This window comes from Micromonospora sp. LZ34, assembly GCF_052981855.1.
The window spans coordinates 1-11,629 of record NZ_JBRIQN010000093.1; the positions used below are offsets into that span (position 1 = coordinate 1).

Consider the following 11,629-nt stretch of genomic DNA (forward strand, 5'->3'; position numbering starts at 1 on the left):
GCGGCCGGGCCGCGCCGGGCCGGCGGGGCGTCCGGACCGGGTGGCACCGGGGCGCCGGGGCGCGCGGGCGCGGCCGGCTCCGGCGCACCCCCGCCGGGGCCCAGCTCGCTGCGCTGCTGCTTGGCCGTACGCAGGTCGTCGATCCAGCCGAACTCCTCGCCGCTGATCGGCTCCTCCGGCTCGGCCTCCGCCTTGCCCCGGCCCCAGCGGCGGCCCTTGGCGCGGGAATCGCGCCGCTCGTCCGGGCCGTCCTCCGGTCGCTCCGAACCACGCGATCTCACTGGTGACCCTCCCCGGCGGCGTTCCTGCCGCCAACCTGTGCCACGCCGGCGCCCGGGCCCGTCGACCGACGGCCGTTGTCCGACCCGTCCCCCCCGACCGGCGCCACCGGTCGCGTGCTGTTGCCGGCCGCCTCCGGCACCGGACCCTCCGGCCGCGCCTGCCCCGGGGCGGCCGGCGCCGGCAGGCCCCGGACGATCCGCCGCAGCAGCGGCAGCCGGGTGGCCACCGCCCGCTCGGCACCGTGCTGGCTGGGCTGGTAGTAGTCGGTACCGACGAGCTCGTCCGGCACGTACTGCTGGGTGACCACGCCACGCTGGTCGTCGTGCGGATAGCGGTAACCGGTGCCGTGGCCGAGCCCCTTGGCGCCGGCGTAGTGCGCGTCGCGCAGCCCGCGCGGCACCGGCCCGCCCCGACCGGCCCGAACGTCGGCGATCGCCGCGCCGATCGCGGTGGTGGCCGAGTTCGACTTCGGCGCGGTGGCCAGGTGGATCACCGCCTGGGCGAGGTTGAGCTGAGCCTCCGGCAGGCCGACGTACTCCACGGCGTGCGCCGCCGCGGTGGCCACGCTCAACGCGCTCGGATCGGCCATCCCCACGTCCTCGCTGGCGAAGATGACCAGGCGGCGGGCGATGAACCGGGCGTCCTCCCCGGCCACCAGCATCCGGGCCAGCCAGTGCAGCGCGGCGTCCACGTCCGAGCCCCGCATGCTCTTGATGAACGCGCTGGTGACGTCGTAGTGCGCGTCGCCGGCCCGGTCGTAGCGGACCGCCGCCACGTCGACCGCCTGCTCGGCGGTGGCCAGGTCGATCCGGCCGGTGCCGAGCGCCGTGGCGGAGGCGGCGGCCGCCTCCAGCGCGGTGAGCGCCTTGCGGACGTCGCCGCCGGCCAGCCGGACGAGGTGGTCCTCCGCCTCGGTCTCCAGGGTGAGCGCGCCGGCCAGGCCCCGCTGGTCGGCGACCGCGCGGCGCAGCAGCCCGCGTACCGCCGCGTCGTCCAGCGGCTGCAGGGTGAGCAGCACGCACCGGGACAGCAGCGGCGAGATGACCGAGAAGTACGGGTTCTCGGTGGTCGCCGCGAGCAGCGTGACGGTACGGTCCTCGACCGCCGCGAGCAGCGAGTCCTGCTGGGTCTTGCTGAACCGGTGCACCTCGTCGATGAAGAGCACGGTCTGCGGACCGCCCGAGCGGCGCTGGCGGCGGGCCGTGTCGATCACCGCGCGGACGTCCTTGACGCCGGCGGAGAGCGCCGACATGGCGACGAAGCGTCGGTCGGTGGCCTGGGCGACCAGATGCGCGATGGTGGTCTTGCCGCTGCCCGGCGGCCCCCACAGGATGACCGACATCGGCGCGCCGCCGGAGACGAGTTGCCGCAGCGGGGCGCCCGGGGCGAGCAGGTGGTCCTGCCCGACCAACTCGTCCAGGCTGGCCGGGCGCATCCGGACGGGCAGGGGCGAATCCGCCGCCACCGCGGTGAAGCCGTCGACACCACCGGAACCCGCGGGGGCGCTGGGCGCTCCGGCGGGTTCACCGAGGGAAAAGAGGGCGTCGGACTCCATCACGAGAACAGTACCGGGCCCGGCCGACGACGCCGGAATCGCGCCGCAGACCGGGCCTTGGTGATCGGTTCCGGTCAGCCCCGGCCCGGTCGCCGGCCCCGGTACCAGCGCCCGCCACCCGCGCCGCGCGGGCCGCTGCCGACCCCGGCCAGGTAGAGGGCGAGCAGCAGCAGGCCGATGAGCACGAGGGTGTGCCAGTTGAACAGGTCCGGCGCGCCGAAGTTGGTGTTCAGCAGGTCGATCAGCAGGGCGAAGCCGAAAACGATGGCCGCGAGAATGGCGAGCATGTCGTTCCTCCGGTAGGGGGGTCCCAGTAGGTCGGGCGGGATGTACCCAATCGGTCCGCGCGCCAATCTCCACCGTGGACCGGCCTGCTCGCCGGTCTCCCCGACCTCGCCGCCACGACCTCCGCCGGGGCTCTACGCTGGGCACATGATCATCGCCGACCAGGTCCTGGAGGGGCGGGACGCCATCCTGGCGGCCGCCGATCACCACCCGTACGCCCGGCACGCGCTCTGGCGCGGCGGGCGGCCGCGCGGCTGGCGGCGCGACGGCGCCCTGGTCTGGCTGCTCGCCGGGCAGGGCCCGGCCGGGGGCGGGCTCGGCGCCGCCGAAGCGGCGGTCGAGGTGGCCGCCGGGCTGGCCGCCACCGGGGCGCTCGAACCCGGCCAGTGGCTGCACCTGCCCCGGCTCGACCCGGCGACGCTGGACGGGCGGCTCGACGTGGACCGGCACGACGAGTGGGACTTCCGGTGGACCGCGACGCCGCCACCGCCGCAGCCCGGCGAGGAACGGGTGGAGCGGCTGACCGCGGCCGACCACCCGGCGCTCACCGAACTCATCGACGCGGCCTTCCCCACCACCACCTCGCGCCCGGGCGACCCGCGGGTGGTCGACTGGTACGGCATCCGCGACGGCGACCGGCTGGTCGCCTGCGGGGCGGACCGCAGCCGGGGGGACATCGGCTTCCTCGCCGGCCTGACCGTCGCGCCCGACCGGCGCGGCCGGGGCCTGGGCGCGGCGCTCACCGCCGGCATGACCCGTGCCCTCTTCGCCCGCCGCGACACCGTCGCGCTCGGCGTCTACACCGCGAACGTCGGGGCGGTCCGGCTCTACCGGCGGCTCGGCTTCACGGGCACGCTGGCCCGCAGCTCGGTGCGCCTGGCCTGAGCTGCCGGCGGGACCCGGGCCAGACTCGTCCACGCCGGCCCGTCGGGCCGTCCGTCCCCGGCATCGCGCCACGGCAACGATGATCGTCTGCTGCCGGGGAGGGCCGATCACGCGGTCGGCACCTGCCCGGCAGCAGACGATCCATCGAACCCGGTCGCCCGCCGGGGTGGCGAGGAGCCGTGAGCGCTGCCCGCGGCGGGCCGGTCAGCCGCCGGAGGCCGGCGCGGCCACCTCGGGTCGCCGATCCGCCGGGTCGTCACCCGGCAGCGGGCCGGGCTGCCCGCCCGCGTCTGGGATGTCCGGCGTGGCGCCGGGTGCCGGCGTGCCACCGCGGCCGGCCCGCCAGGCGGGCAGGTAGAGCGGTGCGGCCACAGCGAGCACCACCGCGCCGACCAGCATGGCGGCGCTGACGCTGACCGCGTCGGCGAGCGCGGTGAGCGCGATCGCACCGATCGCGAAGCCGGGCTGGCCCATCATCGAGTTGAGCGAGATCACGCTGGTCCGGTAGGGACCGTCGACCTGGCGGTGCAGCAGCCCCATGTGCAGCGGGTTGGACGCTCCGTGCACCGTGTAGCAGGCGAGGTAGGCGACCAGCACGCCGACCGGACCGGCGAAGAGCCCCATCCCGACCACCGTGACGCCCTGGACGATCCGCAGCAGCGCGGCGCTCGGCGCGGCCCCGAGCCAGCGCAGCAGCAGCGGGGTGAGCGCGGCGCCGGCCGCCCCGGCCAGCCAGGCCGCCGAGTTGGCCGGCCCGAGCAGCGCCGCCGCCCGGTCGGGATCGCCGACCACCTCGGCGAGCCGGACCGGGAGCAGCGACTCGAAGGTGACCATGCCGAAACCCCAGAACAGCTCGACGGCGACCAGCGCGAGCAGCACCCGGGAGCGGCGCAGCAGCCCGAACGCCTGCCCCACCATCCGGGGCGCCTCGGCGACCGACGCCCGCAGCGCCCCAGTGCCCTTGCCCGGGCGCACCTCCCGGAGCAGCACCAGCAGAGCGATCAGGGCCACCGCCTGCAGCGCGATCGCGGCCAGCACCGGCACGGTGAGCGCGCTGACCGGCCCGACCGGGCCGAGCGCGACCAGGCCGCCGCCGAGCAGCGCGCCGGCGCTGATCGCCACGCCGATGACGGTGCCGGCGTAGCCGAGGCCCGGCTCGTACTTCGCCTGCGGATCGGCGGCCAGGATGGCGTCGACGTACCAGGACTCCAGCGGGCCGCTGTCCAGCGCCCGGAAGACCCCCTGCAACGCCCAGACCAGGAAGAAGAGCGCGAAGGAGTCGGCCACCGCGAAGAGCGCGAGCGCGCCGAGGTTGATCAGCCAGGCGGTGACCAGGACCGGCCGGCGGCCGAGCGCGTCGGCGAGCCCGCCGGTGGGCAGCTCCAGGGCCAGCACGACCAGCCCCTGGGCGACCGAGACCAGGCCGATCTGGGACAGCGTCAGGCCGCGCTCCTGCATCAGCAGGATCATCACCGGGATCACCAGGCCGGTGGGCAGCCAGCGCAGCCCGTGCAGCAGCAGGAAGCGACGCCGGATCTGGCGTACGGACAGCGCGCTCATCGCTTCTTCTCCACCAGTGGGAAGGCGGCCAGGAAGACGTGCACCAGCTGGGCGTGCGGCTCGTCGGGCACCGGCTCGTCGTGGTAGCGCATCAGCAGCTGCCACAGCTCGTCGTTGAGCTTCCGAAGCCGGGCGGGGCCGAGCTTCAGCACCATGTCGCCCATGCCTGCGGCATCCCGCCAGTCTCGGGAGTAGCCGGGCGCCGCGGTCATCCACCGCTCGGCCTGCTCGGCCATGATCCGCACCTGGTCGGCCTGGAGCCACTCCACCGCCGCCCGGGCGTCCGGGTCGTCGTCGAAGTCGGTCGGCTCGAAGTTGCTGATGTCGTGCGCCGCCCGCCACCACCGCTGGCGGCCGCTGCCCAGGTCGGGGGCCTCGGTCACCAGCCCCACGTCGGCGAGCTGCCGCAGGTGGTAGCTGGTCGCGCCGGTGTTGGTGTCGAGCTTCTCGGCCAGCGTGGTCGCCGTCGCCGGCCCGTCGACGCGCAACGTGCCGAGCAGCCGCATGCGCAGCGGATGGGCGAGGACGCGGACCTGCCGGGCGTCGAGGTGAACCTCGCGCGGGGCCGGCCGACCACTGTCGGGGGTGTCAGGCATGTATGCACAATAACTGTGCACAGATTCTATGCACAAGAGTTGTGCATAGAATCTGTGCATGTTGCGCGACGGACCCCGCAGCGCCATGCCCCTGCCCAAGATCGCGCTCGATCCTTGACGTAGTGGCCTCAGCGACAGTGGGAGCGCACTACTTCCCGGATCGAGCGTGATCGTCGAATCGGTCGGGCACCGGATCAGGTCCCGGACACGCCCCAAGGGAGTGCGACAGTCCGCTCCCGATCGGGTCAGGCGGCGAGGAGTTCGCGGACGCCCCGCAGCCGGGTCCGCAGCAGACCGGTGGCCCGGGTGGAGTCGAGGCGCACCTCGGTGGGACGCAGCAGGCCGGACGCGATGCCGGTGCCGGTCTTCATCCCGGCCGGGTCCAGTCCGAATCGCGCGGCGACCAGCAGGCCGAGTTCCGCGCGGCTGACCGCGTCCGGGCCGGCCACGTTGAGCGGGCCGGCGTAATCGGTGCCGACGAGTTCCAGCACGGCGGCGGCCAGGTCGGTGACGTCGACCGGGCAGCGAAGCTCGTCGGTGAACAGGGTGGCCCGGCCGGCGAGGGCATCAAGGCAGAGCTGGATCTGCTTGCTCCCCTCCCCCACGATCAGCGAGGTGCGCACCAGCGCCGCGCCGGGGTGGACGGCGCGCACCGCCGTCTCGGCCGCCGCCTTCGCCGCCCCGTACGGGAACACCGGCGCGGGCGGATCGTCGTCGGCATACGGCTCGGGGCGGCCGCCGTGCAGGGCGTCGCTGGACAGGTGCACCAGCCGCGCCCCCACCTCGGCGGCGGCGTACCCGACGTGCGCCGCCCCGTCGGCGGTGACCGCCCAGTCGGCGTACCGGTAGGGGGTGCCGACGACGGCGTCCGGGCGCACCTCGGCGACCAGCGCGGTTACCGCGGCGCGGTCGGTCACGTCCAGCCGCCGCGCCTCGACCCCCGCCACCGCGACGGCGCCCGAGTGGTACGTCCCCACCACGCGCTCGCCCGCCGCGACGGCCTGCCGGCACACCTCCGCACCCAGAAAACCGCTCGCTCCCACCACCAGCAGCGTCATCCCGCGCCTCCCCCGATCAGTCGATCATGAGGTTAGCGGTGCGACACCGCAGGACGCAGCCCCGCCAACCTCATGACCGACGGGACCGGGATCAGGTGGGGTCGGCGACGGGGGCCGCGGGGCCGGCGGTGCCGGTGTGCGGGACGGCCTGCGGCTTCGGCTTGGCGTCGATACCGGCCTCGGCACGCTGCTGGGCGGTGATCGGCGTGGGCGCACCGGTCAGCGGGTCGAACCCGCCCCGGGTCTTCGGGAACGCGATCACCTCGCGGATCGAGTCCGCGCCGGCGAGCAGCATGCAGACCCGGTCCCAGCCGAACGCGATGCCGCCGTGCGGCGGCGGGCCGTACTTGAACGCCTCCAGTAGGAAGCCGAACTTGTCCTGAGCCTCCTCGGGGGTGATGCCGAGCAGGTCGAAGACCCGCCGCTGCACGTCGCCGCGGTGGATACGGATCGAGCCGCCGCCGATCTCGTTGCCGTTGCAGACGATGTCGTACGCGTACGCCAGGGCCCGGTCGGGCGCCTCCTCGAACCGGTCCACCCAGTCCGCGTTCGGCGAGGTGAACGGGTGGTGCACGGCCGTCCAGCCGCCCTCGTCGGTGCGCTCGAACATCGGCGCGTCGACCACCCAGCAGAACGCCCAGGCGCTCTCGTCGATCAGCCCGGCCCGCTTGGCGATCTCCACCCGGGCGGCGCCGAGCAGCTCCTGCGCCTCGCGGGTGGTGGCGCTGGCGGCGAAGAAGACGGCGTCGCCCGGCTTGGCGCCGACCGCGTCGGCCAGCCCGGCCAGGTGCGCCTCGGAGAGGTTCTTCGCCACCGGGCCGCGCGCCTCGCCGGTCTCGGCGTCGAGCACCACGTACGCCAGGCCGCGGGCGCCACGCGCCTTGGCCCAGTCCTGCCAGCCGTCCAGCTCCTTGCGGCTCTGGCTGGCGCCGCCCGGCATCACCACCGCGCCGACGTAGCCGCCGGCGTCGATCGCGCCGGCGAAGACCCGGAACTCGGTGCCGCGCAGGTAGTCGGTCAGCTCGGTGAGCTCGACGCCGTAGCGCAGGTCCGGCTTGTCGGAGCCGTACCGGGCCATCGCGTCGTGCCAGGTGATCCGCGGTATCGGCCGGGAGATCTCGTGGCCGGCCAGGTCGGACCAGAGCGCGGCGACGATCGCCTCGCCGAGGTCGATCACGTCGTCCTCGGTGACGAAGGACATCTCGATGTCGAGCTGGGTGAACTCCGGCTGCCGGTCGGCGCGGAAGTCCTCGTCCCGGTAGCAGCGGGCGATCTGGTAGTAGCGCTCCATGCCGCCGACCATCAGCAGCTGCTTGAACAGCTGCGGCGACTGGGGCAGCGCGTACCAGCTGCCGGGCTGCAGGCGCACCGGCACCAGGAAGTCACGGGCGCCCTCGGGCGTCGAGCGGGTCAGCGTGGGGGTCTCGATCTCCAGGAAGTCCCGCTCGTGCAGCACCGCGCGGGCGAGCTGGTTGGCCCGGGAGCGCAGCCGCATCGCCCGGGCCGGACCGCTGCGGCGCAGGTCCAGGTAGCGGTAGCGCAGCCGGACGTCGTCGCCGGCCTCGACCTGGTCGTCCACCGGCAGCGGCAGCGGCGCGGCCTCGGAGAGCACCTCCAGCTCGACGGCGGTGACCTCGACCTCGCCGGTGGGCAGCTCCGGGTTCTCGTTGCCCTCGGGGCGGCGGGTCACCTCGCCGGTCACCCGGACGCAGAACTCGTTGCGCAGCGCGTGCGCGTCCTCCTCGCGGAACACCACCTGGACCACGCCGGAGCCGTCGCGCAGGTCGACGAAGATCACGCCGCCGTGGTCGCGCCGGCGGGCGACCCACCCGGCGAGCGTCACCGTGGTGCCGGCGTCCGTCGCGCGCAGGCTGCCGGCGTCATGGGTACGGATCACGACTTGCGTCTCCTCATCTGCGGTACACGTCTGCTCCCCGCATTCTGTCAGGATCCACCGGCGCCGGCTGGCACCGGGCGCGCCTACCCAACCCGGGCACCGGCCCGGACGGCCCCGGACACGCGGGCGGGCCGTCGGATCGCTCCGACGGCCCGCTGCGGGGAACGGTCAGTAGACGCTGACGCCGTAGCGGCTCAGCACCTCGGTGACCGGCTGGAAGTAGGTGGTGCCGCCGGAGGAGCAGTTGCCGCTGCCGCCGGAGGTCAGGCCCAGCGCGGTGCTGCCGGCGAAGAGCGAGCCGCCGCTGTCACCCGGCTCCGCGCAGACGTTGGTCCGGATCAGACCGTAGACCGAGCCCTGTGCGTAGTTGACGGTGGCGTTGAGGGCGGTCACTGAGCCGCTGCGCAGACCGGTGGTGCTGCCGCTGCGCCGGACCGACTGGCCGACGTAGGCGTTGCCGGCGGCGGTGATGTCCTGGTAGCTGCCGTTGTACAGGTAGACGTTGCCCGGCCGGCTGACGCTGCTGTTGTACTGGACGATCCCATAGTCGTTGCCGGGGAAGCTGGTGCCGGTCCGCGCGCCCAGGTAGGTGGTCTGCGCGGAGTTCGAGTACCAGCTCGACGAGATGTTGGTGCAGTGCCCGGCGGTGATGAAGTACTGGGTGCCGGCGCTGTTGCGCACGTTGAAGCCGAGTGAGCAGCGACCGCCGCCCCCGGCGTAGATGGCGTTGCCGCCGGAGATCCGGGTGCTGAGCACACCCGCCTCGGCCTCGATCCGCACCGCGCCGTTGGTGCGCGCGGCGGCGGCCTTGACCCGCTCCAGCTTGGCGCCGGTGACGGTGCTGTCGACGGAGACCACGACCTGGTTGGTGGCCGGGTCGGTCCACCAGGCGGTGCCCGGGATCTTCGCGCTGTTCTCCAGCTCGGCGGTGGCCCGGGCCAGCTCGGTCGCGCCGCGGGTGACCAGCTTGGGGGTGGCGCCGGCCGCCCGGACCTGACGGGCCGCGGCCGCGTCGGTCACCGTGACGACCATCTTGCCGCTGGCGTCGGCGTACGTGCCGGCGGATCGGGCGCCGAGGCGCTCTGCCAGGCCGGCCGCGGCATCGGGGGTGGCGGCCGCGGGTGCCGCCTGGGCCGGGGCGCCGAGCAGCGAGCCGGCGACCAGGGCTCCGGCCGCGGCCACGGTGGCGGCACGGCGGAGGGATGACCTCGTGGGTCGCATGTAACAACCTCCCGGAAGGGGGTGACAGGGCCGCGCCGCGGGGGCGGCGGACCCGGGGACGATGCCGGCCGATCTGGGACAACCGGCCGGACTGAGTGAAGTATTCACATGTTTAAGATCCTGAGCAAGACCCTGTTTGCCCGTATTGACCCGACACCCCGATGTAACACCGGAGCAACATTGTGGACAGCGAGCGTCATCTATACGATCTGGCCACCGCAGCATGTCCGGCACCCGTGATCCGGAGGCCATCATGTCCCTCGCCCGCCGCGCGCTGGCCGTCCTCTCCAGCGCCACCGCCACCGTCACCCTGCTCGCCGCCGCCCCCACCGCCGCCCAGGCCGACCCCGGCCCGCCGCCGAGCTCGATGGCGAGCCTCGGCGACTCCATCACCCGCGGCTTCAACGCCTGCGGCTGGTACGTCGACTGCACGTCGCGGTCGTTCAGCACCGGCGACTACTCCAGCGTCAACAGCCACTACCTGCGGATCCGCGCGGTCAACCCGGCGATCGGCGGCCGCAACCACAACGACGCCCGCTCCGGCGCGAAGTCCGCCGACATGTACGGACAGGCCGGCACCGCGGTCAGCCAGGGCGTCGGCTACGTCACCATGCTGATCGGCGCGAACGACGCCTGCACCAGCTCGGAGTCGAGCATGACCCCGGTGAGCACCTTCCGGGCGAACATCGACTCCGCGCTCAACCGGATCAGGGCGGGCCTGCCCACCGCCCGGGTGTTGGTGATCAGCGTCCCCGACATCCACCGGCTCTGGTCCGTCGGCCGGACCAGCGGCAGCGCGCGCTCCGCCTGGTCGCTCTTCGGCATCTGCCAGTCCATGTTGGCCAACCCGACCTCCACCGCCCAGGCGGACGTGGACCGGCGGGCCCGGGTCCGGCAGCGGGTGGTCGACTACAACACCCAGCTGGCCCAGGCCTGCGCGGCGTACGGCACCAACTGCCTCTTCGACGGCAACGCCGTCTTCAACTACCCGTTCACGCTGAGCCAGCTCTCCGGCTGGGACTACTTCCACCCGAACACCAGCGGCCAGCAGGTGCTGGCGAGCGTCTCGTACGCCGCCGGTTTCCGCTGGTAGCGACCGACCCCAGTGCGCGGGCGGGCCGCCACCCGTCCGCGCACCGACGCGCGCGGCGAGGTCAGTCGACCCGCTTGCGCGCCCCCGGGCCCGGCCGCGGCACCACGTCGCGCGCCGCGGTCACCGGGTGCCCCCGCTCGCAGCGCAGCTCGACGTGCACCTCGCCGCCGCAGTCCCGGTGCCCGACGCTCAACGGCGAGCCGTCCGGGTCGGCCAGGTAGCGGTCCCCCCAGCCGAGCACGGCGACCAGCACCGGCCAGAGGTCGAGCCCCTTCTCGGTCAGCCGGTACTCGTGGCGCGCCCGGGTGCCCGGCTCCCGGTACGGCTCCCTGCGCAGCACCCCCTCGTCGACCAGGGTGGCCAGCCGGTTGGTGAGCACCTGCCGGGGGATCCCGGTGCGGACCCGCATGTCGTCGAAGCGGCGGACCCCGTTGAACACCTCGCGGAGCACCACCAGGGTCCACTTCTCGCCGAGGACGGCCATCGCCCGGGCGATGGTGCAGTTCTCCACCGACCAGTCCAGTGCGGGGGGTCTCATGCCCCAAGGCTAGGTCTGATTGACAGACTCAGCAACGGGCTGCCAGGCTGAGTCCATGACACAGACGCAGGGTCGCAGCCGCACCTTCTCCTGGTCCGACCCGGGCCTCAGCGCCGCGCACCTCGGCCGGCGCGGCGGCCTGGAGCTGCTCCGCGCGATGATCGACGGCGAGCTGGCGGCGCCGCCGGTGATGCATCTGCTCGACATGGCCCGGATGGAGGCCGACGAGGGCCGGGTTGCGGTCGAGATGGTCCCGCAGGAGTTCCACTACAACCCGCTCGGCACCGTGCACGGCGGGGTGATCTCCACCCTGCTGGACACCGCCGCGGGCTGCTCGGTGCACACCACGCTGCCGGCCGGTGTCGGCTACACCTCGCTGGACCTGAACGTGAAGTTCCTCCGTCCGGTCACCGTGGACTCCGGCACCCTGCGCTGCGAGGGCAGCGTGCTGCAACGCGGCCGGCGCACCGCCCTCGCCGAGGCGAAGCTCTTCGACGCCCGGGCCCGCCTGGTCGCCCACGCCACCTCCACCTGCCTCCTCTTCCCCCTCGACTCCCCCGCCTAATGGGAGCTGTCGGGTGAGGCGTTGGCAGACTCGACACTGGTAGCCGCGGGCGGGTGAGCACTCCCCCCGCCTGGACTTGATGAGTCCTGGGGTC

General features: G+C 74.0%; 11 protein-coding genes and 1 pseudogene. 3 read left to right on the plus strand and 9 right to left on the minus strand.

Features of this window, described 5'->3' with window-relative positions; translation table 11 throughout:
• From ACVCAH_RS36445 to ACVCAH_RS36455, 3 genes and pseudogenes are all read right to left on the minus strand, one after another.
• A pseudogene (locus tag ACVCAH_RS36445) lies at window positions 1-281 on the minus strand (hypothetical protein); the annotation flags it as partial.
• Window positions 278-1,837: a replication-associated recombination protein A gene (locus ACVCAH_RS36450; RefSeq protein WP_447140765.1), complete on the minus strand. Its 1,560-nt coding sequence runs from the start codon at window positions 1,835-1,837 to the stop codon at window positions 278-280. The pseudogene ACVCAH_RS36445 and the gene ACVCAH_RS36450, both read right to left, overlap by 4 nt.
• A 74-nt stretch (window positions 1,838-1,911) precedes the next feature.
• The gene (locus ACVCAH_RS36455; protein ID WP_396778128.1) at window positions 1,912-2,124 is read right to left on the minus strand and encodes a hypothetical protein; all 213 of its coding nucleotides are present in this window, start codon (window positions 2,122-2,124) and stop codon (window positions 1,912-1,914) included.
• A 145-nt stretch (window positions 2,125-2,269) separates the two neighbouring features.
• Here ACVCAH_RS36455 and ACVCAH_RS36460 point away from each other — a divergent pair, with 145 nt between their 5' ends.
• Window positions 2,270-3,007 carry a GNAT family N-acetyltransferase gene (locus tag ACVCAH_RS36460; RefSeq protein ID WP_447140766.1) on the plus strand — a complete coding sequence of 246 codons (738 nt, stop codon included), beginning with the start codon at window positions 2,270-2,272 and terminating at the stop codon, window positions 3,005-3,007.
• A 204-nt stretch (window positions 3,008-3,211) separates the two neighbouring features.
• Here ACVCAH_RS36460 and ACVCAH_RS36465 read toward each other — a convergent pair whose 3' ends face one another.
• From ACVCAH_RS36465 to ACVCAH_RS36485, 5 genes are all read right to left on the minus strand, one after another.
• Complete coding sequence (locus tag ACVCAH_RS36465; protein ID WP_447140767.1) at window positions 3,212-4,567, minus strand: MFS transporter; 1,356 nt, start codon at window positions 4,565-4,567, stop codon at window positions 3,212-3,214.
• Complete coding sequence (locus ACVCAH_RS36470; protein WP_447140768.1) at window positions 4,564-5,163, minus strand: ArsR/SmtB family transcription factor; 600 nt, start codon at window positions 5,161-5,163, stop codon at window positions 4,564-4,566. Before ACVCAH_RS36470 ends, ACVCAH_RS36465 begins: the two co-directional genes overlap by 4 nt.
• Window positions 5,164-5,408: 245 nt before the next feature.
• On the minus strand, window positions 5,409-6,221 hold the full coding sequence (locus ACVCAH_RS36475; protein ID WP_447140769.1) for an SDR family oxidoreductase: 813 nt from the start codon (window positions 6,219-6,221) through the stop codon (window positions 5,409-5,411).
• Between the two features lie 91 nt (window positions 6,222-6,312).
• Window positions 6,313-8,118, minus strand: coding sequence for an aspartate--tRNA ligase (gene aspS, locus ACVCAH_RS36480; protein WP_447140770.1), 1,806 nt, complete (start codon window positions 8,116-8,118; stop codon window positions 6,313-6,315).
• Between the two features lie 168 nt (window positions 8,119-8,286).
• Entirely contained in the window at window positions 8,287-9,339 is a 1,053-nt protein-coding gene (locus tag ACVCAH_RS36485) for a S1 family peptidase (RefSeq protein ID WP_447140771.1), read from the minus strand.
• Window positions 9,340-9,562: 223 nt separating this feature from the next.
• Between ACVCAH_RS36485 and ACVCAH_RS36490 the strand changes: the two genes are divergently transcribed.
• The gene (locus tag ACVCAH_RS36490; RefSeq protein ID WP_447140772.1) at window positions 9,563-10,432 is read left to right on the plus strand and encodes a GDSL-type esterase/lipase family protein; all 870 of its coding nucleotides are present in this window, start codon (window positions 9,563-9,565) and stop codon (window positions 10,430-10,432) included.
• Window positions 10,433-10,493: 61 nt separating this feature from the next.
• Here the strand turns inward: ACVCAH_RS36490 and ACVCAH_RS36495 are convergent, their stop codons facing one another.
• Window positions 10,494-10,970, minus strand: coding sequence for a winged helix-turn-helix transcriptional regulator (locus ACVCAH_RS36495; protein ID WP_447140773.1), 477 nt, complete (start codon window positions 10,968-10,970; stop codon window positions 10,494-10,496).
• Between the two features lie 55 nt (window positions 10,971-11,025).
• Between ACVCAH_RS36495 and ACVCAH_RS36500 the strand changes: the two genes are divergently transcribed.
• Entirely contained in the window at window positions 11,026-11,535 is a 510-nt protein-coding gene (locus ACVCAH_RS36500) for a PaaI family thioesterase (RefSeq protein ID WP_447140774.1), read from the plus strand.
• The last annotated feature ends 94 nt before the right edge of the window (window positions 11,536-11,629 follow it).

Excerpts from the sequence above, each read along its gene's own strand:
- ACVCAH_RS36450 (WP_447140765.1), bottom strand. The coding sequence starts at position 1,837 with ATGGAGTCCGACGCCCTCTTTTCCCTCGGTGAACCCGCCGGAGCGCCC.
- ACVCAH_RS36455 (WP_396778128.1), bottom strand. The coding sequence starts at position 2,124 with ATGCTCGCCATTCTCGCGGCCATCGTTTTCGGCTTCGCCCTGCTGATC.
- ACVCAH_RS36460 (WP_447140766.1), top strand. The coding sequence starts at position 2,270 with ATGATCATCGCCGACCAGGTCCTGGAGGGGCGGGACGCCATCCTGGCG.
- ACVCAH_RS36465 (WP_447140767.1), bottom strand. The coding sequence starts at position 4,567 with ATGAGCGCGCTGTCCGTACGCCAGATCCGGCGTCGCTTCCTGCTGCTG.
- ACVCAH_RS36470 (WP_447140768.1), bottom strand. The coding sequence starts at position 5,163 with ATGCCTGACACCCCCGACAGTGGTCGGCCGGCCCCGCGCGAGGTTCAC.
- ACVCAH_RS36475 (WP_447140769.1), bottom strand. The coding sequence starts at position 6,221 with ATGACGCTGCTGGTGGTGGGAGCGAGCGGTTTTCTGGGTGCGGAGGTG.
- ACVCAH_RS36485 (WP_447140771.1), bottom strand. The coding sequence starts at position 9,339 with ATGCGACCCACGAGGTCATCCCTCCGCCGTGCCGCCACCGTGGCCGCG.
- ACVCAH_RS36490 (WP_447140772.1), top strand. The coding sequence starts at position 9,563 with ATGTCCGGCACCCGTGATCCGGAGGCCATCATGTCCCTCGCCCGCCGC.
- ACVCAH_RS36495 (WP_447140773.1), bottom strand. The coding sequence starts at position 10,970 with ATGAGACCCCCCGCACTGGACTGGTCGGTGGAGAACTGCACCATCGCC.
- ACVCAH_RS36500 (WP_447140774.1), top strand. The coding sequence starts at position 11,026 with ATGACACAGACGCAGGGTCGCAGCCGCACCTTCTCCTGGTCCGACCCG.